At 69.1% G+C, this 22,257-nt stretch carries 22 protein-coding genes; 4 read left to right on the top strand and 18 right to left on the bottom strand.

Going from position 1 to position 22,257, the window contains the following annotated elements; translation table 11 throughout:
- Positions 1-1,100: ATP-binding protein (locus QWZ14_RS01245; RefSeq protein WP_290314735.1), on the top strand; the 1,100-nt coding region annotated here is incomplete at its 5' end.
- Positions 1,101-1,337: 237 nt separating this feature from the next.
- Here the strand turns inward: QWZ14_RS01245 and QWZ14_RS01240 are convergent.
- The 15 genes from QWZ14_RS01240 to QWZ14_RS01170 form a co-directional block, all read right to left on the bottom strand.
- Positions 1,338-3,077: a type IV secretory system conjugative DNA transfer family protein gene (locus QWZ14_RS01240; protein WP_290314734.1), complete on the bottom strand. Its 1,740-nt coding sequence runs from the start codon at positions 3,075-3,077 to the stop codon at positions 1,338-1,340.
- Positions 3,074-4,111 (bottom strand): ATPase, T2SS/T4P/T4SS family, encoded by a 1,038-nt coding sequence (locus QWZ14_RS01235; protein ID WP_290314733.1) that lies wholly within the window; start codon positions 4,109-4,111, stop codon positions 3,074-3,076. The genes QWZ14_RS01240 and QWZ14_RS01235 overlap by 4 nt, the downstream gene beginning before the upstream one ends.
- The gene (locus tag QWZ14_RS01230; protein ID WP_290314732.1) at positions 4,108-5,214 is read right to left on the bottom strand and encodes a TrbI/VirB10 family protein; all 1,107 of its coding nucleotides are present in this window, start codon (positions 5,212-5,214) and stop codon (positions 4,108-4,110) included. Before QWZ14_RS01230 ends, QWZ14_RS01235 begins: the two co-directional genes overlap by 4 nt.
- The gene (locus QWZ14_RS01225; protein WP_290314731.1) at positions 5,204-6,199 is read right to left on the bottom strand and encodes a TrbG/VirB9 family P-type conjugative transfer protein; all 996 of its coding nucleotides are present in this window, start codon (positions 6,197-6,199) and stop codon (positions 5,204-5,206) included. The genes QWZ14_RS01230 and QWZ14_RS01225 overlap by 11 nt, the downstream gene beginning before the upstream one ends.
- Positions 6,196-6,957: a VirB8/TrbF family protein gene (locus tag QWZ14_RS01220; protein ID WP_290314730.1), complete on the bottom strand. Its 762-nt coding sequence runs from the start codon at positions 6,955-6,957 to the stop codon at positions 6,196-6,198. Before QWZ14_RS01220 ends, QWZ14_RS01225 begins: the two co-directional genes overlap by 4 nt.
- Before the next feature lie 143 nt (positions 6,958-7,100).
- A complete protein-coding gene (locus tag QWZ14_RS01215; protein WP_290314729.1) occupies positions 7,101-8,018 on the bottom strand; it encodes a type IV secretion system protein in 918 nt (305 codons plus the stop codon).
- Positions 8,008-8,334 carry a hypothetical protein gene (locus QWZ14_RS01210; protein WP_290314728.1) on the bottom strand — a complete coding sequence of 109 codons (327 nt, stop codon included), beginning with the start codon at positions 8,332-8,334 and terminating at the stop codon, positions 8,008-8,010. The genes QWZ14_RS01215 and QWZ14_RS01210 overlap by 11 nt, the downstream gene beginning before the upstream one ends.
- Complete coding sequence (locus QWZ14_RS01205) at positions 8,331-9,029, bottom strand: type IV secretion system protein (RefSeq protein WP_290314727.1); 699 nt, start codon at positions 9,027-9,029, stop codon at positions 8,331-8,333. The genes QWZ14_RS01210 and QWZ14_RS01205 overlap by 4 nt, the downstream gene beginning before the upstream one ends.
- Positions 9,026-11,407 (bottom strand): VirB4 family type IV secretion/conjugal transfer ATPase, encoded by a 2,382-nt coding sequence (locus QWZ14_RS01200; protein ID WP_290314726.1) that lies wholly within the window; start codon positions 11,405-11,407, stop codon positions 9,026-9,028. Before QWZ14_RS01200 ends, QWZ14_RS01205 begins: the two co-directional genes overlap by 4 nt.
- Positions 11,397-11,765 carry a VirB3 family type IV secretion system protein gene (locus QWZ14_RS01195; RefSeq protein ID WP_290314725.1) on the bottom strand — a complete coding sequence of 123 codons (369 nt, stop codon included), beginning with the start codon at positions 11,763-11,765 and terminating at the stop codon, positions 11,397-11,399. The genes QWZ14_RS01200 and QWZ14_RS01195 overlap by 11 nt, the downstream gene beginning before the upstream one ends.
- A 2-nt stretch (positions 11,766-11,767) precedes the next feature.
- A complete protein-coding gene (locus tag QWZ14_RS01190; RefSeq protein WP_290314724.1) occupies positions 11,768-12,064 on the bottom strand; it encodes a hypothetical protein in 297 nt (98 codons plus the stop codon).
- Positions 12,061-12,723 carry a transglycosylase SLT domain-containing protein gene (locus tag QWZ14_RS01185; RefSeq protein WP_290314723.1) on the bottom strand — a complete coding sequence of 221 codons (663 nt, stop codon included), beginning with the start codon at positions 12,721-12,723 and terminating at the stop codon, positions 12,061-12,063. Before QWZ14_RS01185 ends, QWZ14_RS01190 begins: the two co-directional genes overlap by 4 nt.
- 33 nt (positions 12,724-12,756) lie before the next feature.
- Positions 12,757-13,182: a hypothetical protein gene (locus QWZ14_RS01180; protein ID WP_290314722.1), complete on the bottom strand. Its 426-nt coding sequence runs from the start codon at positions 13,180-13,182 to the stop codon at positions 12,757-12,759.
- Between the two features lie 521 nt (positions 13,183-13,703).
- A complete protein-coding gene (locus QWZ14_RS01175; RefSeq protein ID WP_290314721.1) occupies positions 13,704-15,329 on the bottom strand; it encodes a DEAD/DEAH box helicase in 1,626 nt (541 codons plus the stop codon).
- Complete coding sequence (locus tag QWZ14_RS01170; protein ID WP_290314720.1) at positions 15,296-15,697, bottom strand: hypothetical protein; 402 nt, start codon at positions 15,695-15,697, stop codon at positions 15,296-15,298. Before QWZ14_RS01170 ends, QWZ14_RS01175 begins: the two co-directional genes overlap by 34 nt.
- Before the next feature lie 218 nt (positions 15,698-15,915).
- On the opposite strand from QWZ14_RS01170, the gene QWZ14_RS01165 reads away from it, so the two are divergent.
- Entirely contained in the window at positions 15,916-17,040 is a 1,125-nt protein-coding gene (locus QWZ14_RS01165; RefSeq protein WP_290314719.1) for a sterol desaturase family protein, read from the top strand.
- A 9-nt stretch (positions 17,041-17,049) separates the two neighbouring features.
- Here QWZ14_RS01165 and QWZ14_RS01160 read toward each other — a convergent pair whose 3' ends face one another.
- Positions 17,050-17,352: a UBP-type zinc finger domain-containing protein gene (locus QWZ14_RS01160; RefSeq protein ID WP_290314718.1), complete on the bottom strand. Its 303-nt coding sequence runs from the start codon at positions 17,350-17,352 to the stop codon at positions 17,050-17,052.
- Complete coding sequence (locus QWZ14_RS01155; RefSeq protein WP_290314717.1) at positions 17,349-18,986, bottom strand: FAD-dependent oxidoreductase; 1,638 nt, start codon at positions 18,984-18,986, stop codon at positions 17,349-17,351. Before QWZ14_RS01155 ends, QWZ14_RS01160 begins: the two co-directional genes overlap by 4 nt.
- A 582-nt stretch (positions 18,987-19,568) precedes the next feature.
- Between QWZ14_RS01155 and QWZ14_RS01150 the strand changes: the two genes are divergently transcribed.
- Both QWZ14_RS01150 and QWZ14_RS01145 read left to right on the top strand, forming a co-directional pair.
- Positions 19,569-19,934 carry a hypothetical protein gene (locus tag QWZ14_RS01150; protein WP_290314715.1) on the top strand — a complete coding sequence of 122 codons (366 nt, stop codon included), beginning with the start codon at positions 19,569-19,571 and terminating at the stop codon, positions 19,932-19,934.
- Between the two features lie 577 nt (positions 19,935-20,511).
- Positions 20,512-20,904 (top strand): COG3415 family protein, encoded by a 393-nt coding sequence (locus tag QWZ14_RS01145; protein WP_353959248.1) that lies wholly within the window; start codon positions 20,512-20,514, stop codon positions 20,902-20,904.
- A 214-nt stretch (positions 20,905-21,118) separates the two neighbouring features.
- Here the strand turns inward: QWZ14_RS01145 and QWZ14_RS01140 are convergent, their stop codons facing one another.
- The gene (locus QWZ14_RS01140; RefSeq protein ID WP_290314714.1) at positions 21,119-22,147 is read right to left on the bottom strand and encodes an IS110 family RNA-guided transposase; all 1,029 of its coding nucleotides are present in this window, start codon (positions 22,145-22,147) and stop codon (positions 21,119-21,121) included.
- Positions 22,148-22,257: the final 110 nt, after the last annotated feature.

Genomic DNA, 22,257 nt, shown 5'->3' with positions numbered 1-22,257 from the left:
TCAAGCTCACGGGCGGTATTGCACATGACTTCAACAACATGCTCCAGGGCATCGGGGGCAGCTTGGACATGGTGCGGCGCCGGATCGCCGACGGCCGGATCGCAGAGGTGCAGCGCTTCCTCGATCCGGCGCGCCATTCGGTGGACCGGGCCGCGGGGCTGACGCGGCGGCTCCTGGCCTTCGCCCGGCGACAGCGGCTTGAGCCGAAGCCGGTGGACGCGGACGCGCTGGTGGCGGGGATGGCGGACCTGATCCGCCGGACCGTGGGGCCCGCGGTCAGCCTGGAGTTGCGCCTGCGCGACGGCAAGGCGCGCGTGCTGTGCGACCCGGGCGAGTTGGAGAGCGCGCTCCTGAACCTCTGCATCAATGCCCGCGACGCCATGCCACAAGGCGGACGGTTGACGATCGACACGGAGGATGTCTGCCTGTCGGCGGCAGACGCCTGCGACCAGGAGGGCCCCGCGCCGGGCAGCTTCGTGGCGATTTCGGTCACAGATACCGGCCAAGGCATGCCCGCGGAGGTGGTGGAGCGGGCCTTTGAGCCGTTCTTCACCACCAAGCCGCAGGGCCACGGGACGGGGCTTGGATTGAGCCAGGTCTACGGCTTCGCGCGGCAGTCGGGTGGGCTCGTCCGGCTACAGAGCGCGCCTGGGGAAGGGACCACGGTGCGCCTCTGCTTGCCGCAGCACGAGCGGGTTGAGACGGCCGAAGGCCAGAGCGCCGCGGCAGCGCCGGAGACGGCAGGGACTGACATGGCTGTTCTGCTGGTGGACGACGACGACACCGGACGTGAAGCGGCGGCCGAGCGGCTGCGTGAGCTAAGCTACCGGGTGCTGGAAGCGGCGGATGGTCCCGCGGCGCTGCATCTGCTGGATGGCGGCGTGCGCGTTGACATGCTGGTGACGGATGTGGGGTTGCCGAACGGTATGAATGGGCGGCAGGTCGCCGAGGCGGTGCAGGAGCGGCGGCCCGGCATACCGCTGCTGTTCATCACCGGCTACGCGGGTACCGAACTGCCGCCGGGGAGCGAGGTCATCGACAAGCCCTTCGAGCTCGACACCCTCGCCCGGAGGGTTCAGGCGGCTTTGGCGAGGCACTGAAAGTCGGCAGCAACACAAGAGCACCAGAAGTCATCGCATTGCAAAATAAGATCCGTCGGCGGGCCATCAACGGCTCGTCGGACTGGTAGCAATGGCAGTGGCTGCATCGCGGAAGCGTCCGCTTTGCCGCTTTCGGACCTAAAAGCGGCCAGTCTGTTTCCGGCCAAGGTCGGATCTTATGACGCCAGCCGCGAAGGTCAGAGAAGGGCCGATGGCGGCTGTACCGGCACCGGCCGCTTAGTCTGCCGTAGCGACTGACATTGCCGCGTCGCGCTCCACCTGCACGGCAAGCGACGGCATGGCTGGTGGATCACCAGCTTTGCGGCGGAACCAGGGATCCCGGTACCAGACGAGCCGGTCGAGCATCAGCAGCCCGAGCCTTCGCCGCAGCACCAGCAGCTTGTCCGGCGCCAGGCGTTGCACCTCCTGCGCCAGCATCAGCGCGCGGCGGCGCACCGTCTCGCTCTCGCTCTGCTTGTGCGGGTGCAGCCACCGCAGGAAGCGCGGCTGGCTGCGGGTGGTCTCCCGCACCGTGTCGCTGCCGCCGCGCTGGCTGACCTCCTCCGCCTGGCGCTGGTCGAGGCCGCCGAGCGCCAGCTCGGCGCCCATGTTGGCGTAGATGTTCCGCGAGCCGTCCTCGTCGAAGGACAGCCGGGTCTGGTCCTTCGACTGCACGACGATCGCCATGCGCAGCCCGGACGAGCGGATGAAGGCCGTGGCGTCGGCCAGCACCCGGTGCTCGCCGAGCGCCCAGAACTCGTCGAGGATCGCCAGCACCCGGTGCCGGTGCTCCGGCCGGTCGCCGAACTCCTCCCGCGCCATGGTGTCGATCAGCTGCTGGAAGAAGATCGCGTAGATCGGCCGCATGCGGCGCAGGTCGGACGGCTGGGCGCAGAGGAAGATCGCCATCCGCTGCGTCCGCAGCTGGCGGATGTCGAGGTCGCTGGCCGCGGTGGCGGCAGCGATCCGCGGCACTTCCCAGAGCGCGAGCGCGGTGAGGATGGTCTGCCGCACCCCGCGGGCTTCCTCACTGCCCTTCTCCAGCCCGTCGGCCCAGCCGAGCAGGGTATCGACTGCGGCCCGCGGGTAGGGCCGGCCGGCGGCGCGGGCGTCGGCCACCATCTTGCGGAGATGCGCCGCGCTGTCCGCCCGGCGGGCCAGGGCGGCAACCGCGGCCACGGTCAGCGGCTCGCCCGGCGTCTCGGAGACCAGCACCGCGAGCGCAGTGGCGATGCGCCGGCCGGCGTCGCTCCAATAGGGGTTGGTCGCCCGTGGCTGCTCCGGCACCAGGGCGACCATGGCCTTCTGGATGTCGTCGGTGGCGTCCGGGGTGCCGCGGCGGACCAGGCCGAGCGGGTTCCAGCGGTGGGTGCGGCCCTCCGGGTCGCCGAAGTCGAGCACGAAGACCTCGTCGCCCTTCCGCGCCCGCTCGGCCGCTGCCCATTTCACCAGGTCCCGCTTGACCGAGAAGGCGACCAGGGCGCCGCCCCAGTTCATCGCATTGGGCACGACGAAGGAGACGCCCTTGCCCTCCTCGGTCGGGGCATAGACCGCGACATGCTGCTGCCCCGGCAGGCAGGCGTAACGGGCGAAGGGACCCCAGCCGTGCTTGCCGAGCAGGATGCCGTCCGGCAGCGGGCGCGGCGCGAAGACGATGCCGCTCCGCGCCGCCTCGCCCCTTGTGGCGAAGTGGGATTCGCCATGCAGCGGCTTCTCCTGCCGCAGGTAGATCCACCCCAGGCGCCCTGCCACGGCGCCAACCAGGCCGGTGGCGGCGACGGCACTGGCCCGGAGCCAGAAATCCACCGTGGTGTTGGTCCCGGCGACGCCGAGGTACTGCCACCATTGCCAGGACGGATAGGGAAAGGCGTCCCAGAGGCCGGTACCCCAGAGGAAGGCAGCGCTCGCCGTCACGGTCCAGGCCGCGCCGGTGGCGACCGCCGTCGAGCCCAGCAGGGCGGCGCGGCTGCCGGTCATGGCGCCCGCAGCAGGTCGGCGATGGTCTCGCCGCGGCGGGCGGCATCGTCGGCGAACCAGACCTCGCCGAGGCGGCGGCTGGCGCCCTCGGTGCCGATCGGCACGATGACGTCGATCGCCGCGCCGATCATGCCGAGGAGCACCTCATCGGAGATGCTGGCTCCCTGCGGGCTGCCCTTCAGCAGCGAAAACAGCCGGCGCACGGCCTGCGGCGCAGTCTCGCCATGGATGGTGGTGGGCGAGCCGGGGTGGCCGGTGGCGATCTCGTTCAGATAGACCCAGGCGGAGTGCGGCTCGCGCAGCTCCTGCACCGGGATCAGGTCCGGCCGCATCCGCAGCGCCGCGTGCAGGCAGTCGGCCGGGGTGACGCCGCCCTCGCCGCCGGCGGCGAAGAGCAGCCGGACGCAGTTGGGCTGGCGCACCGCCATCTCGAGCGCGTCCTCGATGGTGGCGACGCGGAGGCCGGTCTCGGCCTCCGCCAGCATCGACTTCGACATGAAGGTCTTGCCGGCGCCGGTGGCGCCGGCCAGCAGCGGGGTGCGCCGGGTGCGGACCACGGCGCGGAGGAAGGCCACCACGTCGCCGGCGTCGTAGAGGTCGAGCAGCGCCGCGCTGTCGTGCCGCCGGCCGGCCTGGCGGCCGCCCCAGCGGTTCCACCGGGCAGTGTCGTAGCGGTCGGGCACCGCGGCCAGCGGCGAGACGTGGTCGCTCGGCCGGCGGAAGGTCAGGCTGATGGTGCCGGTCGGCACCGCCGGCGGCAGTACCACCTGGAAGCGGTGGCCGGTATGCAGTTCGCCGCCGCAGAGCGGGTTGCCGCGGCCGATATCCTGCTTGCGCAGCGAGCCGGCCAGGATGCCGATGCCCTCCAGGGTGTCGAAGTCGAGCTCGGGCGACGTGCGGCGGCGCCAGCCGTCCGGGCCGCGCGCCCACCATTCGCCCGGGCCGTTCACCGCCACATCCTCGATCGCCGGGTCGGCCAGGTCGGCGGCCAGCGGCGCCAGCACCTCATCGAGCAGCATCGCCGCCTCGTTCACCGGCCTGCCTCCCGCAGCCGCAGGCGGAAGCAGGGCCGCATGTCGACGTCCTGGGTCAGCCGGACGACGATCGGCTCGGCCTGGTTGCGGCGGAGGGTCGGCGGGATCGCCGCATCCTCGGCGAAGAGGCTCTGCCCGCCCATCCGGCCGGCATTCTGGAACTGGTAGAAGCTGACGCCGCCGTTGCTGCGCCCGGCCGCGTTGGAGGCGGCCAGCACCGCGGCCTGCATGCCGCTGTCGAGGAAGGCCATGCCGATATAGGCTCCGAAGCGCTGGAAGAAATGCGTGTCGATCTCGCCGTCGAGGCCGGCCTGGCCAAGCGCGTCGGCGGCGGGGGCGCGGATCCGGACCAGGCAGCCTTGCGGGGTCTCGACCCGGGTCATCACCGCGAAGAGCCGGCGCTGGCCACGGCGCAGGCCGGAATCGACCCGGCCGACGATCCAGGTTCCGGCATCGAGCAGCGGCACCGCGCCGCTCGTCGCGTAGACGGCCTCCGGCAACTTGCAGCGGAAGGCGCCCTCGACGTCGCTGGTGATCGGGGAATCTGGGACGCAGGGGATGGGCGTGCCTTCGGTCAGGAACAGGTTGCGGTCGGGCAGGCGGGTGGCCACGGCCACCGGCTGGTCCTCGGCGCGCAACCGGGCGGCGAGCCCGTCACCGCTGCCAGCCGAACCGCCGCCAGATGAGCCTGGCACGCCGCCACCGGCACCGGCCTGGGCCTCGGCGCCCTGGCTGGTTCCCTGCGGGCCGCCGAAGGCCATCAGCGGGGTCGGCTGGTATCCTCTCGGCTGCGCCGCGACGGCCGAGGTGATGGGCGAAAGAGCGGACGGGGCCGGTTGCGGCAGTGGCATCGGCAGCGCCACGCGCACAGGCGGCGGCGGCTGGTAGGGCTCGAAGGTGGCACCGATCTGGCCGGGGGCGCCTTCCGCGGGGCGGGCCTGGGGTGCGCGATCCGGCGGGGTGCCGCTGGTGAAGTAGACGATCCCGACCAGTGAGAGAAGGCCGAGCGCCACGAGGCCGATGACGCTGCCCCGGCCGACCGGGCGCCGGCCCGGCGCCGCGGCGCGTGGCTGCTGCACGGGGGAGGGGGCGCTACCGGACACGTGGGCGGCCCTCCGGGGCCAGCTCGCGGACCACGTCGGGGTCGGTGGTGCCGGTGCCGGGGTTCCGCCCGGTGGCATCGAACCCTTGGTTGATGATGCACAGCACCGCCTCGCCATCGCGCAGCCGCAGCATCGGAAAGACGCCGTGCAGCGTCAGGAGAGTCCCCCGCGTGGTGGGGTCGGCATCGGCCGACTGGCCGACCATGCCCTCCCGGCCATCGGCCAGCACCTGGTAGACCATCGGCACGCGCCGGTTGCCGGGATAGCGGAGGAAGGTACGCTGGCCGTCATCCCAGATGACGGGCTCCGTGCCGGTTGAGGCCGGTGCCAGCGCGGCGCGGTCCGCAGGGGTGGCCTGGCCGCGGTAGCGAGCGTTCCGCACCGTCTCCCCGGCGATGCCGTTCTGCCGCAGCCGGGCGGCGGCGAGGCGGGCGGCTCTGGCATCCCGCTGCGCCTCCCAGCGGGCGCGGCGGGCCGCCGCCTCGTCCTCGGGATAGGTGAAGCGCACCGCATAGAAGGTGTTTGCCGCCTCCTCGGTCAGCCCGCCCGGGCGGGTCTCGAGCTGGAAGGTGTAACGGCGCATCCGGCCGTCCTCCCGCCGGGTCAGGACGGTGATGGGTTGCGGCAGCAGCGGGCGCAGCGGCTTGAGGAAGAGGTAGGCGCCGCGCTTGGCCATCATCAGGTTGCGGTCGGCGGTGCCGGCACCGCCGCCGGTCTCGGCGATGGCCAGCGCCTGACGCGCGGAGGCCTCGCCGCCCTCCAGCAGGCCGTTGTCGGAGGTCGAGGCGTCGACGATGGCCTCGGCATCGGCGAACTCGACCGTCAGCGTCGCTCCCGTCGCCGCGAAGAGCTGTACCACCTGGGTCGGATCATAGGCGATGCAGCGCACCCGCGGGTCGGCCGCGGAGCAGGCCCGCGGCGTCTCCAGGGCCAGGGCCGGCGTGGCGAGGAGCAGGGCCGAGGCGGCGAGGAGGTAGCGCCTCATCGGTCACCGCCGCCGGTTGCGGCCGGATGCGCCCCCGGGTATTCCCAGACCTGGACCGCCGGCCCGTTGAACTGGACCCGCTGCCACCAGGGGATTTGCTGCGGGTTGCCGATATCGCGGAGGCGGAGGCTGGCCATCATCGGGATGGTCCGGCCATCCGCGGTGCCGGTGCGCTCGGTGCGGGTGAAGTAAACGCGGTAGGCGCCCGGCGTGACCGCGTCCTTCTGGACGTCGGTAACCGCGACCCGGACGATGACCCGCTCGCCGTAGGTCCGCTGCGGGCTCTCGGGGTTCTCCCGCCGGTACCAGGCCTGGAACTGGTCACGGACCGGCTTGGCCGAGAGGGCGGATACCGCCTCCCAGGCGCGCTGCGCCTCGCCCGAGGACCAGCCCTCGCGCAGCCGGACGTATTCGGAGAGCACGTTGAGGATGCCCGCCTCCCGGGCGTCGGCCGGCATGTCCTGCCAGCTGCGCGAGGAGATCGAGGTGCCGTCGTCGCGGAGGTAGACGAAGACCGGCTCGATGCGGACCAGCGGCAGCATGGAGGCGATCGAGACTGCCATGCCGCCGATCACCACCCATTGGGCGAAGATGGTGCCATTGCGGGCGAGCGAGACGCGCCGCCGACGGCGTTCCTCGCGGGCGCGCTCCGCCCGTGCCGCGCTGTAGAGGCGCTGCAGCTCGGCCTGCGGGATGATGACGTCCGCCGCCATCGCGGCTTCCTCCGGCGAGGCCGGGCGCGGCGGCATCGCGTTCATCGCGCCGCCCCCGCTGCGGGGTTCAGGTCGAAGGTGTCACCGCGACAGGAAGGCGCTTCATGCGAGGCGCAACCGGCCAGGACGGTGAGGACGGTGAGGACGGCAAGAAGGTAGGCGTATCGAACCATCAAATAAGGCTCCCTTCAGGCCCGTCCGGGGCGCGGAACCGCGCGATTGATGCGGCCGGCCAGGGCGGAAGCCCGGCCCGGCAGGGTGAGCAGGGCGGCGGCCGTGGCGGCCTGGGAAGCGCCCATGGCGGCGCCGATCGAAACCGCGGTCGGCAGCACCACCATCAGCAAGGCACCCATCCAGAACAGACCGGCGATCCCGGCGAAGCTGCCGAGCATCATGTCGATCGAGCTTCCGAGGTTGTTCTGCATGGCGCTGAACCGCGCCGTGATGACGACAAGGAGCGCACGCAACAAGATGGAGGAGGCCAGTTGCAGGACGGTCAGGCCGACCAGCTTGCCAATCCAGCCTTCCACGAAGCCGCGGGTGGCGCGAAACAGGTAGAGCGGGATCAGGAATGGCCCCATGCAGATCACGATGGCCATGAAGATCCGGCTGACGAACCACATGATGAACATCACGCTGAGCGCGACCAGACAGATCAGAGCGAAAAGCCAGGCCATGGCGCGGTCCATCACCTGCAACCAGCCGCTCGCCTGCTGGAGCACGAAGGCGTTCACGCGCAGAGTCGCGCTCCACATGACGTCAAACTGCTGCGCCGAGGACACCGTGATGCGTGGACCATTGAGCGCGGCAGCAGTCTGGTTCGGCAGGGTGGTGAAGAACATTTCCTGCACCCAGGGCACGTAGTGCGCCGACTGGACCGCGGCGGCGACGAGCAGTCCCCGCACCGCCGCGTAGGCGGACTGGCGGGCACTGACATTGGCGGTCAGCATGAAGCCGAGGGCGTAGGCGACGACGTAGAGCACCAGCAGCACGCGCAGTTGCGGTTGTGCCCAGGCGAGACCGCTTCGTACCACGTCGTTCATGCCATCCACCAGGGTGGCGTCGAACTCCGTGGCAAAGCTCTGGAATATTCCCTCAAGGGCCACGGTCGGCATTCCTCGTGCGCGGCCACGGCTGGAACTCCGGAAGCACGGGTACGGGCGGGAAGATTGGCTGTCCGTTTGCGCCGCGCCGTGTCGGCACCCCAAGCTCCGCGCCGGTGCCGGCCAACTCGGCATTCTGGCATTCGCGCGTCTGAGCCAGCGCCACGTCGTTGTGGCACCGCAGGAGCAGTGCCCGGCGCTGTTCCGGATGGGCTTTGAACCAGGGGATGTCCTGTGGTTCCGCTGCCGCAGGATTGGTCAGGCCGAAGCACGGCAAACCAAGCAGCGCTGCGAATGCCAGGGCGGCGCCGCGCGTCACCGGAGGGTATCCGTCACGGGGCTGGTATTCTCGTAGAGGGTATTCGCGCTCTCCCACCGCTGCTGCTCGGCCCGTTGCCGCTCGACCCTGTCCTCGGTCGCCAGCATCAGCTGCACCTGGGCGATCTGCGCCTTATGGTGCTCGATATTCTGCTGCTCCACCGCAAGCGCGCCGTTCACCGCGCTGACCTCGGTCACGTCCCTGGAGCCGGTGATGCGGTCCAGCAGCGAGGTAAGGCCGAGGATGCTGCCCTGGGCGGATTCCAGCCCGGCCTGGCCGATGGCCCGGAAGTTGGCAGTCGCCAGCTCGCGGCGCTGCATCTCCTGCGCAAAGGCGCCGATCCGGCCGACATCGGCGTAGCGGCCCGACGTCAGCAGGCCGCTCGCCGCGCCGTAGAGGCTGCCGGCGCCCGACAGCAGGCCGGCGAGTTCCCTGGATTCTGGCATGAAGGTCCGCGTCGCGCCGCCCAGGGCAATGGCCACGCTGCCGACGTCGGTCGCATGCGCCAGGGTGTTGTAGGTCGATTCCAGCATCCGGTACTGCTGGATCGCCTGCTGAAGCGCCTTCCCGGCCTCGACGATGCGCGTCAGGTTGCTGGCATTGTCATAGACCGGGATGCCCTGCGCCTGCGCCGGCATCTGGGCCGTGGATAAGGTCAGTGCGGCGGCCAGGGCCGCGACAGGATTGCGGGTCATGGGTTGTCGGCCTCCTTGTGCCGGCGGCGGTATTCGGGAACCCAGGCAGCGGGATCCTCACCCCGCTCAGCCATGATCCGGTGCGCCAGGGCGCGGCGCCGCGGGTTGCCGGAGAGGATGGCGACGTGGTCCGGCAGGCCGGACAGGTCGGCCCTGGCGATGAAGCTGCCTTCGTCGCGCTTGACCAGGAAGGTGCCCTTGCCGAGCGCCACCATGCCCTCGCGCACCGCCTCCAGCTCGCCCTCGGTGCAGTGCAGCCCCTCGCGGTAGGCCTCGGCCTCGGCCGCCGAGTTCGGGAAGAGCAGCTTGGTGAAGCTGTTGGAGACCAGGGCCTGGCCGATCGGATGGCGGAGGATCGCCTGCGGCTGCTGCATCGCCAGCCAGAGCATGCCGTTGCCCTTGCGCAGCCGGGTGACGAACCGCTCGAATCCCGCCGCGAAGCGGCTATCCGGCAGGTAGGCCTGCGCCTCGTCGGCCAAGACGGCGCCGGGGATGCCGGTGCCGACCTTCTCGCTGATCCGGAACAGCTGGTAGGCCGCCATCGGCGCGCGGACGGTGGCTGCGTCCTCGCCCAGCAGGTCGGAGTTGTCGATGCCGACCATGCCGGCGTCGAGCTGGATGCGGTCCTCCTCGCCGTCGAAGGCCCAGCCGAGCGCGCCGTCGCGGCACCACCGCCCGAGCCGGTCGCCGCAGCCGCCCTCGGCATGGTCGGCGAACTGGCGGAGCGCGACGAAGCTGCGGATCGCCGCCCGGCGGCGGAGCAGGAAGGCGATGCCGCGGTCCAGCCGCTCGACCTGCGGCGGCGACGGCGGCGGCCCGCCGTCGCTCATGATCAGCCCGAAGGTGAACTCCAGCAGCCAGGCGCGGGCCTCCGGGGTGTTCCGCAGCGCCTTGAAGGGCGCCATGCCGGAGGGCTGGCCGCGCAGGATGCGGGTGTAGCGGCCGCCGCAGGCCCGCACGGTCAGCTCGTTCGAGCCGTCGGCGTCGAGGATGACGACCACGCCGCCCTCGGGGTTCAGCGCCGGATCCATATGCGCCGCGGCCAGCGCCAGGAAGACGGTCTTGCCGCTGCCGTTCGGCCCGAAGATCAGGGTATGGCCGACATCGCCGACATGCGGGTGGTAGTCGTGCGCGGTGGCACCGATGGTGCGCAGCCGCAGCAGCGGCGCGCCCCAGTGGCCCCGGTCGCCGCCGCGGGGAAAGCCCGCCATCGGTGAGAGCGAGACCAGGTTGTAGCCGGTGATCGCGCCATGGCGGCAGCGCAGCCAGGCCGGCGCGCCGGGCACCTGGCCCCAGAAGGCCGCCTCGCTGCCCCAGCCCTCCGGCGTCGCGGCGATGCCGGCATTGACCAGGACCGAGCGCATCTCGCCAGCCGCCGCCAGCAGCCCGGGATGGCTGTCGGCATGGACGGTGACGCACCAATGGTGGTCGCCCATGACCGCCCGGCCGCTGGCGACGTCGTCCATGACGTCGCCAAGGCCCTCGATCAGTGAGGTGGCGCGGTCGCCGGCGTTCTGCATCTGCGTCTCGCGCAGCCCGAAGCGGTCGGTGACCGAGGCCCGAGTCAGGAAGCGGAAGCTGTTGGTCATCACCATGCGACCGCCGAAGCCCGCCAGGCCGTCGAGCGCCTGGGGCGGGACCTTCTCCGGGTAGTCGCGGAAGCCGAAGCTGCGGGCGAAGGTGGCGCCGGCTGGGGCCTGGATCTCGACCCCGCCGCGGTCGCAGAGGGCGCGGTCGGTGTAGATCGCGCCGGCCAGCCGGCCGGCCGGCAGCGGCACCGGGCACCAGCGGGCGTAGAGGATGAGGCGGAGCGCCTCGGCGATCTCGGAGAAGGCGATGCCGCGCTCGCGGCGGAGGCCGAGGCGGCGCGGGCCGTAATCCGGCAGGGCGCGGAGGACGGTGGCGCAGCGGTCCTCCAGCTGCTGGAGGAGGCCCGCGTCGGGCTGCGGCTCGCGGCCCATGACCTGGCCGAGCAGGCCGTTGAGCCGGCTCGGCCGGACCATGATGGTCAGGAACCAGTCGCGCGCTAGCAGGCCCGGGGCGATGGCGGCGTTGTAGTCGCGCGCTAGCGCCTCGGCGTAGCCGCTGCGGAAGCGCCCGACCGGGAAGGGCGCAACCCGGTCATGGCAGACCAGGTGCTCGTAGAGGGTGACGTTGGTCTCGGCGAGCGCCCGCAGCACGGCGTGGCGGCGGCGACGCTCGGCATAGCGAGCATCTTCGTCCAGCAGGCCGAGCGGCTTGCCGTCGAGGCGGAGGACGGCGAGGTGGGTGCCGTCGGCCAGCATGACGGCATCGTCGGCGACGTGCCGGTCGAGGGTCAGGTACTCATCGGCCGGCTTGTCGCGGAAGGTCAGCCGCTCGCGGAGCTCATCCAGCATGGCGCATCCCCCGGGCCCGGGCGGGCAGCCGGACGGGCAGTGGGCTGCGGGTGGAGGCCCCCTCCCAGGCGCCGCGGTCGAGGGCGAGGCCGGCGGTGCGGAACCAGCCGACCAGCACGTCGATCCCGAAGAGATCATGGGCGATGGTGAAGCGGGCGAAGACCCAGGCTGGGCCGGTGAAGACCGCAGCCCAGACCAGCCCGCTCCAGCCGGTCAGGTTGATCCAGATGAGGTAGCCGCCGAGCAGCAGGATGACGGCCAGCAGCACCGGCAGGCCGAGCAGCATGGCCGGACGGGTGGCGCCGACATGCAGCGTGTCCTCCATGTCCCGCCGCTCGGCCTCGGTCCGGGCCGGCATGGTCAGACGCCGAACATGCCGGCGACGGCGTCGCGGTTGGCGAACAGCAAGCCACCGCCGGCGACGGCGCAGACGATGCCGGCGCTGAAGCGCATCAGCAGGAAGAGGATGGCCAGCGCAATGATGCCGGCGTTGATCAGGCCGCGGGCATAAGTCGTCACGAACCACTGGACGATGGTGTCGGCGGTCTGGGCCTGCGCCAGCACGGGCACCAACGCAAAGGTCAGGGCGATCGCCAGGATCTGGCGTTGCTGCAGGGTCAGGCTCGGCAGGGCGAGCTTCGGGAGGGGCAAGGTCACCGGATAAGCTCCACGACGAGGCGCGAGGGGTCGGATGGTCCGCCCGCCGATGCGGCCTCGGAGGCATCGGCGGCAGAGGGGGGCGCCGGCGGGGTGCCGGGCACGGGCAGCGCCCAGACGTCCCAGACCTCCGGCGGGTCCGCCACCACGGCGGGTGCGGCAGCGGTGGCAGAGACAGCTGCGAGCGGTCCGCGTAGCCGCTCGGCGCCGACGGCGACGCGACGGGCATAGGCGACGGATTGCGGTGGGGCATCGGCGATGCGACCGCTGTTGAAGCGGCGGGCCGCGGCGGCATGCAGGTCGGCCGCATAATGCGCCGCACCGGCCCGCAGGTTGGCGCAGGGCTCGAACGCGGTGGCAATGGTCAGGCCGTGGCGCCGCCAGTTGGCGCGGTGGGTGATCTGAAACCAGCCGAGGCCGAGGGTATGGCCCGCCGCGTCGCGGGCCGTGGCGATCCGCACGGCCTGCGTCGGCGTCGCCGGAAACAGGCTCTCACCGGTAGCCTCGTCACGGATGGCGAGCGGCCGGAAGCCGCTCTCCTGCTCGGCAACCGCGGCCAGGTAGGGCAGCAGCGGCGCGTGCTCCGGCGGCAGGCAGGCCGGATCGCGGGCAATGCAGGCGAAGAGCGCCAACCCGGCCAACGCTTCGCAGCCGGTCATCCTCTGTCCTCCTGCCGGAGAACCGGAAGCGCGTCATGCGTGTTGGGGCGGGTCCACTGCCTCGTCTGCGTCGTCGACCACCAGTGTGACGCCGGACGCGTCGTCCTCCGGGTCGCCCAGTGCGGAAGGCTGGCCCTTGCCGCGCGGCGTGGGCGGGACGCCGAGGGCATGTGCGATGGCGCGGATGCGGCGTAGCTTCGGATCGGCCGCGTCGAACACTGCGACGCTGTCGGCCCAACCGAGTTCGCGCAACAGCTTGAGCAACCGGTCGAACTCGCGGTAGCGGCGGTCGCCGCCGCGCCAGCGGAGGATGCGGAAATAGCCGCGCCGCCATGAGAGCAACAGGAATGGCGTGTATTCCAGGGCGTCATCGACCGACCGGGCGACGACGATGACGCCCGTAATACGCTCGCCTGCGCGCAGCTTGGCGCGCAGTTCTCCCTCGCCGATCTCGCCCACCTCGCCCCCGCGCGATTCGCACGGGAAGCTACGGCGGAAATAGCGGGGTGCGGAATATCCTGCTGCGTATGTCTTGCGACATGCGCGGGGTGCTGTGATGACGCTGCGGAATTTAGAACAAAAGGGCAAAACAAGGAATTTGCATACATCTGATGCCTGCCAGCAGGATCGAATGATTTTGTAGGCTACGAGTGGGATTCCGGCCCATGCAAGCAAGCGTTGCATACATTATCGTGAGCAATGTTAGGAAAAGACCCTATATTCCGTAGCTAAATCGGAACTTACAGGGATTTCGCTCATGTTTCCTGAGAATGTAGGCATGCGCCCGGGCCAAATCATTGAACGTTAGGTACGTTCCAGAGGGGCTTGTTTTCCCGATGGTCAGGACATTCTGACAGGCAGGAACCGCAGTAGCTGCGATGCCGGTAACGGCGGTGTGACCACTGAATCTGCGCCGGAAGCAATCCATCGATGGTCGATCGTGGTGAGAGCCTTGCCTCTGCCAAAAGCAGGGGCCGTGTCTAGTCGCGGTCACCGTCCTCTCCCGAAGCCCTGCGCCGCGGGTCTTCGCTCTGCAAACGACGACCACTGAGGCGCACTCCGGCCGCAGACGCGGCATGGAGGGGAACCACAGGGATCGTCCCTGCTCGCGGCTTGGCGGCTCGCCCTACCGGTGGGGTCCAGCCCTGCCGGTTGCGGGCTGCCCAGCCGAAGCGGTGGTCGCCTTCCAGCAGATGCAGATGCTCGCGCAGCCGGTTGCGGTCCAGCCACTCGACCGCCGCCTCCAGCTCCGCCAGCGTCATCTCGTTGCGGGCCTTGTCGCCGAGGACGCGCTTCAGCGCGGCGTTGTAGGCGTGGTACAGCCCCGCCCCGCGTGGCGGCGCGATGGCCCCGGAGACCCCCTCCGCCGCATCCTCCACCGCCTGCGCCGCGACCTGCTCGCTCAGCCGGTGCCGCAACTGCCGCTCCGCCCCGGAGGGGGTCAGGAAGTCCCCCTGCGGCTCCGGCTCGCGCGCCGCCGCCAGCCCCGCCGCCAGATCGGGGCCCGGCCGCAGGGTGGTGAGCCGCAGGGTCAGTGCATTGCTCTCGAGCGGGACGATGGCCTGGCGCTGGCGCGTCTCGGCGATCTCGTCCTCCAGCCAGTCCGGCAGGTCGAGCCCCGGCTGGCGGGGCGGCCGCGGGTCCTTGCGGAGCTGCCCCCCCTGCTCGCGCTCCATCCGCCAGCGGAAGCGGGCGAATAGCGGATCGTCGGGGTGGAAGACTAGGGCGCGCTGTGCCGCATAGGGTCCGGCCTGCGGGTCCACCCGCGTCGCCCGCGCCACCATCTGCTCCAGCCAGGGGCGCGAGCGCACATGGGTCAGCGCCGCCACCACCGCTACCTCGGGCGCGTCCAGCCCCTCGTAGGCCATGGCAACGGTGACCAGCACCGAGGGCTCCGGCATCAGCCGGAAGGCCGCCAGGGTTTCCTGGGCGCCACGCTCGTTGGAAACCGCCAGGGCCATGCTCATCGCCTGGGCCGGTGGCACCCAGCCGCGCAGGATCTCGAGGTAGCGCCGCGCCTGGGTCTGGTCGGGCGCCACCACCAGCAGCTTGCCAAGGCCGCGCGGGGTCTCCCCCGGCGCAGCGCCCAGGGCCAGACGGCGCTCGGCCCGGAGCTTGCGCGTCGCCTCGAAGGCGCGGCGCAGCAGCCCCTCGGCGAAGCCGGTGCGCAGCGCGGTGAACAGCGCCGGCCGGGTGGATTCCTGCGGCGCCGGCGCCTGCAGCCGGTGCGGGCCGAGCCGCGGCCGCTCGCCGCCCTCGGGCTCCGGCCCCAGCCAGGCCGCCTCGCCATCCAGCGCGCCGAAGGAGACCGGCAGCACCGCCCGCTCCGCCAGCGCCCGGGCCCGGCTGTAGCCGACCACCGCCCAGCCCGGTGCCGCCAGGTCGACCTCCTGCCGACCACCGACGCCACGGCGATAGGGCAGCCAGAGGATCCGCCGCCCATCCGCCCGCTCCAGCGTGCCGGACAGCAGCAGCCGCACCGCGGACAGCGCCAGCAACGGCTCGATCGGCGCCGACCAGGCCGTGGCGACATCCTGGCCCCCGTCCCGGCCGCCGGCGGCATCGGCTTCGTTCAGCCCGGGCAGATGGTGAACTTCGTCAACCACCAGCAGGTAGCGGTGCCGGCGGAAGGCGGCCAGGTGCAGTCTGGGACCGCGGCGACGTCCTGGTAGGTCGTCACATACCCGGCCAACCCCCGGCAGGGGTCGCCCGGGGTATTGTCGGCGGCGCGGACCGAGAGGCCGTGCCCCAGGGCCTGCCGACAGGCCGGGTCGGCGAAGACCTCCTCCGCCTGCAGCCGCAGGCTGCCGCGCGGCACCACCCAGCAGATCCGCTCGCAAATGCCGGCGGCGATCAGCGCCTGCGCCGCCAGCATCGGCAGCAGCGACTTGCTGCCACCCGGGGTGACCGCGGCTAGGATGTCCCGCACCTCGGCTGCCTCGCCGGCGGCGATAGCACGAACGACGGCCAGCAACTCGGTCTGGTAGGAACGCAGGGCTCTTGCGAGCAGACAATTATCCTCACGGCCAGTGGCCGCCGGGAATCCTGATTCCTCACGGCAGCCCTGTCGAGGGCCTTTCCGCTGCTTCCTCCACGACGGTGACTTTGCACTGCGGCTGTTCCTGCCTGATACATTATACCGACGTGCCGCGACCGATCACCCTGTTTGCCAATCCCGATGGAGACTCCGTCATGAAGCTGGATGACACTGACCGGCCGCTTCAACTCGGTGAGGGCCGGATCAGCGGCTATCTTTCGATTGCATTCGGTACGCTGAGCGTGCTGGCCGTTCTGTGCTTCATGTTCCCTGACTACCTCACCACACCGTCTTTGCGGGTCGGCTACGACCTGGTGCTGATGCGCAAGTTGCTGGCGGCGGGGATGGTCTTCTCCGCCGGCTTCGGCGTGCTGACTTTCGTGTTGAACCGTCAGAAGCGACTGGGGGCGCTCGGCATCCTGCTGACCGTATTGGCGGCCTACCTGGGCGGCAGCTCGGTGGAAGTGGGGCCACGCTACGACGCGCCAGGATTCATTGGACTGGATTGGTTCATTCTCGACCTGCTGGCCTCGGCGGCGCTGTTCACGGCGCTGGAGAAGACCGTGGCGCATCGGCGTGATCAGCCGATCCTGCGGTCCGACTTCTGGCACGACGGGCGATACTTCATCGTCAACCACCTTGCCATCGGCATCTTTCTGTTCATGAGCGTCAAGGCAATGCCGTCGCTCTTTTCCTGGACGGTGAATGCCGGGCTGCAGGAATGGTTTGGGTCGCTGCCGGGCGTGGTGCAGTTCGTGGCAATATTGGTGACCGCCGACCTGATGGAATACGCGACCCACCGGGCGATGCACGAAGTCCCGGCGCTATGGCGGTTCCATGCCGTGCACCACAGCGTGGAGCGGATGGATTGGATGGCCGGCTCCCGCTTGCATTTCCTTGAACCGCTGGTGACGCGAACGGTGGTGATGCTACCCGCCTTCGTTCTGGGAGCAAGCGACACACCGCTGCTTTGCTACATCGTCTGGGCCGGATTCCAGGCGGGTCTTGTGCATTCCAATTTTGGCCTAGAGTTCGGGCCGCTGAAATATCTGGTGGCGACGCCGTTGTTTCATCACTGGCATCACAGCAGCGAGAAGGAAGCGATCGACACTAACTACGCGGCGCATTTGCCGATGATCGACCGCTTGTTCGGCACCTATCATATGCCCCGCGACCGGTGGCCCAAGAAGTATGGCGTGGCCGGCGCTCCGCTACCAAAGGGAATGTTGCGGCAATTTCTGTATCCTTTCCAGAGACGGCAGCCGCCGCCGACCGTGTAGTGTCGATTGCTAAACATAGCGCGGGATGGGCCCGTGCTGCGGCGTCTGGTCCGGCAAATCGACCTGTACGTCGTCGACGTAGCACCAACCCCAGCCTTCCGGCGGATCATAGCCCTCGATGATCGGGTGCCGCGTCGCCTCAAAGTGCGCTCGGGCATGCTGGTGCGGCGACTGATCACAGCAGCCGACATGGCCGCACTCGCGGCAGAGCCGGAGGTGGACCCAGGCACTGCCGATCCTCAGACAGTCCTCGCAGCCCTTGGCGCTGGGCGTCACGTCCTGGATAGTTCTTCGGTGCGTGCAGGGCATCATGCGGTATCCTTGGCGGCCTGTTGCGCGAACATGGCGTGGATCTGGGCGACGACGGCAGCACCCTCCCCGACCGCCGCAGCGACCCTCTTGGTCGAGCCAGCACGAACGTCGCCGATGGCGAAGACGCCCGGCCTGCTGGTCTCCAGCGGCAGGGCGCCCTGCCCTGTCACGATGAAGCCCTTGCCGTCGGTTTCGACGCAGGATTTCGCCCAGCCGGCATTCGGATCGGCGCCGATGAATAAAAAGAGGTGTCGCAGCGCGCAGCGCTGCAGCGTCTTGTCGCGGCGATTGCGAAAGGTGACGGCGGCAAGGCCGGTCGCGCGCGAGCCCTCCAGGTTGGCGATCTCGCAGCCCATGTGCAGCACGACGTTTGGCAGCGCCGCAATCCGGTCCACCAGATAGCGCGACATGGTTTCAGTGAGGTCGCGTCGGACCACCAGGTGCAACCTTTTGACCTGCGGCGCCAGGAAGGCGACCGCCTGCCCGGCCGAATTGCCGCCGCCGACCAGCGCCACCTCTTCGCCCGCGCAGAGACGGGCCTCGATCGTGGAGACCCAATAGGAGACACCGGCGCCTTCAAAGGTAGCAAGGTCCGGCACCTCCGGCCGGCGGTAGCGGGCGCCTGAGGCAATCACCACAGAGCGCGCCCGCACCTGCCTATCGCCTGCGCAAATCAGGCTCGGGTCGACGCTGTCACAGTCCAATCGCTCGACCGCGACGGGAATCGCGATCTCGGCGCCGAATTTGAGGGCTTGGTTAAAGGCGCGCCCGGCCAGGGCCTGGCCCGAGATGCCGGTGGGAAAGCCAAGGTAGTTCTCGATCCGTGCAGAGGCGCCCGCCTGCCCGCCCGTCGCCCTGGCGTCCAGTACGATTACCGACAGGCCTTCCGAGGCCGCATAGACCGCGGTCGCCAGCCCGGCTGGGCCGGCGCCGACAATGGCCACGTCGTATCGCCGCTCAGGATCGAAAGCCGGCACAAGGCCAAGGCAGCCGGCCAGTTCTTCGACCGTAGGGCGCCTGAGAACAGGGCCCGCCGGGCAGACGACCAGCGGCAGCTCTTCCGGCAGGACGCCCAGGCGCTCCACCAGCGCGCGACCTTCCTCGTCGTCGCGCATGTCGAGGACCAGATTCGGTAATCCGCCGCGAGTCAGGAATTCCTGCAGCACGACAATCTCCGGGCTGCCGGGAAGGCCGATCAGAATGGTGCCTGCTCCCCCTTCAGCGATCAAGCCGACGCGGCGAAGGATCAGCGCGCGCATCACGATCTCGCCTAGCTCCGCCGAGCCAACCATCAAGGCGCGCAGATGTGCTGCATCCAGCGGCAGCGCCGTACAACCCTCGGGACCAGCCCTGCCGGCCGCGATCGACGGCCGGCCCGCAAGCTGGTTCACCTCGCCTGAGAACTGTCCGGCGAGATGAATGGTTAGCAAGGCCTCCCGGCTCAGCCCATCCCGACGAATGACCTCGATCGATCCCTCGAGCACGAGCCAAGCCGGCGCGTCGGTCGCGCCATTGGCGTATATCGTCTTGCCGGGCTCAAAGGTGGTCGCAGCTCCACTTGCAAACCGTCGCGCTGTTGAAATTTGGGCGGCACTAAGCGTCGGGAACATCTGATGCTCACGAGTGACGATCATGCCTGATGCCCCGTAGTTCGGTTGCAAAATTTGCGGCGGATGGTGAACAGGACTGGCGATAGGCAGGCCAGTGACGTCGAATAGCTTGGAAACCAGGGCAGCTTAGGCCTGCATGCCGTATCCGCCAATCCTCGGAACCTGCCTCTTCCTAACCCTGCGCCGGCATCCAGCCTGCACTGCTACGGCCGACGCTCAACTGGCTAGAGGGACAACCTCCATAGCAACGGCGAACAAATCTTCTGCGATGATCCGGCCTGCGGAATTGCTGGCCATATCCGTGCACCAACACCGCTGGGGCGGGTATCACCGATTGCCTTCGGTCTGGCCGCCTCGTAGGAGACCGCCAAGCACACGACCTAATGTCCGACCCGCTTCCCCGCCCAGACCGCTTTGAGGCGGGCGGAACAAGGTTTGCTCCTGAGGTCCGTAGCGGACACTGATCGCCTCCGCCTTATCCCTTTGCCCTTCTTCCTGGGCACGCAGCGGCACGCCATCGACCGTGACGCAGACACGCACCGGTCGCCGCTTCGGTGCGTCTGACCGCGGCAGCAGGCGCCAGACTGTACAAGGTAGGCCCGCCACATGGTCCACGCCTTCACGTCGGGCCTGCGCAGCAGCCAGTTCGCGCTCGGATGCCTCGGCACGGCTGAAAAGTTGCGGCAGGTTAAGTATCAGGCCGGTACTGTCTTGGACAGCGAAGGCACGTCTTGCGCCTCGGTCGATGATCACCCGGCTGCCTGGCGGCAAAGGCATTCCGCCCAAAGATGCTGGCGCACCGGCATCGGCCTCAAGCCGAAGAGCACGCAACACGGACGACCAAGCCACGCGAATGCGCAAATCTTGGCCGTCTCGCTCCACCCGATAGGCAACGCTCACGTCCCGGTTCGGTGGGAAGATTGGGCGATCTTGGGCTGCAACGGGTCGGGCAGCAATGCCGAAGAGCAGTAGGATGCCGACAGCCAAAGTGCCGAGCTGCATCCTGCGCCTGGTGGGTAACAGGACGTTCTCGAATATTCGAATTTTATGACTCGATGCTCGCATCTAGATCAAGCTACCATTCAAGTTTCGCCCAACCGCTTATCTTTCTACGTCGAAATGGTGTTCCATTCAGGCTATCGGAAATGCGTGGCCGACCAATGTGCCGCACTATCCTATCTATAGACAGCATGGAAATGAACGAAGGCGGAGCTCTCGATGGCGAGTGACACGACGCCTGCCGTCCATGGTAAACGATGCGATAGCGGCTTGGGATCAATGGCCTTTGCCGCAGCCGCAGTCCTCGCTGCTGTAGCCAAGCTGAAGCAGCTTTCCTGCGGACGCGACCTCTCATCTGGTCGGAAGGTGGCTTATTGAATGTGCCCTGTTCGCACCACACGGAGGGCGGCTAAGGAAGTCACGCAATCAAAAACGTTACTTCAGGAATTTATTATAAAAATATTGTGCAAACCTGCAAAACATTAGAGCACTTTGAGGTTGCGCGGAATCGCCCGTTCTGATTCGACGCTCGTGATGCAGCGTCGAGGCGATGATGACGGCACCTTTGTCTACGGACCTTCGGCGGCGGTTGGTCCGGGCGGTTGAGGCGGGTAGTTCGGCACGCGAGGCGGCACGGCGCTTTGAGGTGAGCCCCTCGGCGGCGATCAAACTGATGCAGCGGGTTCGGGCGACGGGCAGCGCGGCGCCAGCCAAGGTGGGTGGCTATCGGAAGCCCTTGCTGGCTGGGCATGAAGCCCTGCTGCACGAACTGACCATGGCCAAGCCGGGCATCACCCTGGCCGAGGTCCAGGCGGAGCTAACCGGCCGCGGCATCCAGGCGGGCTCGCTGGCCACCATCTGGTCGACACTGCGCCGGCTCGGCTTGCGGCACAAAAAACGTATGGCCCGCCCCGTCTGCAAGTGGATTCACGACCTGGTATGATCAGTCTACGCCAACGTATCCGGTCACAGGGCACCGCCCTGGCCAAGATGGAGATCCGCGCGTTCTGGTCCTCATAAAGTCGTCGGCGTCGAGCGCCATTTTTTTGGCCAGGGTTCCAGAACGCCGATCGACTGTCAGGCCATCTCGTTTCCACCACCCGCAGACCTCATACAGCCGCCCGCACCGGGTGAGCGCGAACGACCGATCTCGTTGGCTACGACACCGTCGCAGCCCGCATCTCGAACTTCTGCCCGGTGCGGAGCACCACGCAGATGATCCGCGCCAACTTGGCGGCCAACGCCACCACCACGGTATTCACGTGGGCCCGGGCCATCAGGCCACGCAGCCAGCTGCCCAGCGGCGTCTCGCCCTTGGACAGCGTCGGCAGGGCAGCACGAGCGCCGTGGATCAGCATCTTGCGCAGGTACCCGTTGCCGCGCTTGCTGATCCCCAGCAGCTTCGGCTTGCCTCCAGTGGTCATCTGCCTCGGCACCAGCCCCATCCAAGCCGCCAGATCGCGTCCACGTCCAAAGGTTTCGGCCTTGCCGATCGCGGCGACCAGCGCCGTCGCGTTCAGCGGCCCGATCCCCGGGATCGTCAGCAGCAGCCGGGCGGCCTCGTCCGTCCTAGCCTCCCGTGCGAACTCTTCGTCAAAGGCCTCAATGCGGCGGTCCAGCTCGCGCCATTCAGCCCGCTGGTCCTCAATCAAAAGGCGGGTCCGCGGGCTGAGCGAAACCTGCTCTGCCTCCAGTAAGGTCTCAAGGTAAAGCTCCAGCTTGCGCCTCCCCTGCGGCACAATGATGCCGCGCTCCAGCAGGAAGGCGCGCAGCTGGTTGATCAGCGCCGTCCGCTCACCCACCAGCCGGTCGCGCGCCCGGTGCAGGCTCTGCATGTCGAGCTGCGTCTCACTCTTGAGCTCGACAAACCGCATTGTCGGCCGGGTCGCTGCCTCGGCGATCGCCTCCGCGTCGCGGTCGTCGTTCTTCTGCGCCTTCACGTAGGGGCGCACGTACTCCGGCGACATCAGCCGGACTTGGTGGCCCTGGTCGCGCAGCCTGCGACCGAGGTGATGCGCCCCACAGCAGGCCTCCATCGCCATCACGCAGCCCGGCTGTTCCGCCGCCAGCTTGACGACACCCTCTCGATGCAGGCGCCGTCGCAGCACTACCCGCCCATTGGCGTCAAGACCCACCACGCTGCAGCTGTTTTTGCCCAAGTCGATCCCCAGAATCGCGATCTGCATCGAACCAGCTCCCGTCCCTCAGATTACCCTGCCAGCCTAGCGCAGGAGGGGAGAGGGGCGGGCCATCCCATAAAGTCGTTGAGGGCTGCCGAGCAGGACCGGCCAGACAT

Origin of the sequence: Paeniroseomonas aquatica, assembly GCF_030409335.1 — a bacterium.
Classification (GTDB): Bacteria; Pseudomonadota; Alphaproteobacteria; order Acetobacterales; family Acetobacteraceae; genus Belnapia; species Belnapia aquatica.
The sequence above is the reverse complement of the archived record's forward strand: the minus strand, read 5'-3'. Positions and strand labels throughout refer to the sequence as shown.

What these genes read in the sequence shown, in the direction of transcription:
- QWZ14_RS01240 (WP_290314734.1), bottom strand. Translation starts at nt 3,077, where the DNA reads ATGACCGGCAGCCGCGCCGCCCTGCTGGGCTCGACGGCGGTCGCCACC.
- QWZ14_RS01225 (WP_290314731.1), bottom strand. Translation starts at nt 6,199, where the DNA reads ATGAGGCGCTACCTCCTCGCCGCCTCGGCCCTGCTCCTCGCCACGCCG.
- QWZ14_RS01220 (WP_290314730.1), bottom strand. Translation starts at nt 6,957, where the DNA reads ATGAACGCGATGCCGCCGCGCCCGGCCTCGCCGGAGGAAGCCGCGATG.
- QWZ14_RS01205 (WP_290314727.1), bottom strand. Translation starts at nt 9,029, where the DNA reads ATGACCCGCAATCCTGTCGCGGCCCTGGCCGCCGCACTGACCTTATCC.
- QWZ14_RS01200 (WP_290314726.1), bottom strand. Translation starts at nt 11,407, where the DNA reads ATGCTGGATGAGCTCCGCGAGCGGCTGACCTTCCGCGACAAGCCGGCC.
- QWZ14_RS01195 (WP_290314725.1), bottom strand. Translation starts at nt 11,765, where the DNA reads ATGCCGGCCCGGACCGAGGCCGAGCGGCGGGACATGGAGGACACGCTG.
- QWZ14_RS01185 (WP_290314723.1), bottom strand. Translation starts at nt 12,723, where the DNA reads ATGACCGGCTGCGAAGCGTTGGCCGGGTTGGCGCTCTTCGCCTGCATT.
- QWZ14_RS01165 (WP_290314719.1), top strand. Translation starts at nt 15,916, where the DNA reads ATGAAGCTGGATGACACTGACCGGCCGCTTCAACTCGGTGAGGGCCGG.
- QWZ14_RS01160 (WP_290314718.1), bottom strand. Translation starts at nt 17,352, where the DNA reads ATGATGCCCTGCACGCACCGAAGAACTATCCAGGACGTGACGCCCAGC.
- QWZ14_RS01155 (WP_290314717.1), bottom strand. Translation starts at nt 18,986, where the DNA reads ATGATCGTCACTCGTGAGCATCAGATGTTCCCGACGCTTAGTGCCGCC.
- QWZ14_RS01150 (WP_290314715.1), top strand. Translation starts at nt 19,569, where the DNA reads ATGGTCCACGCCTTCACGTCGGGCCTGCGCAGCAGCCAGTTCGCGCTC.
- QWZ14_RS01145 (WP_353959248.1), top strand. Translation starts at nt 20,512, where the DNA reads ATGATGACGGCACCTTTGTCTACGGACCTTCGGCGGCGGTTGGTCCGG.
- QWZ14_RS01140 (WP_290314714.1), bottom strand. Translation starts at nt 22,147, where the DNA reads ATGCAGATCGCGATTCTGGGGATCGACTTGGGCAAAAACAGCTGCAGC.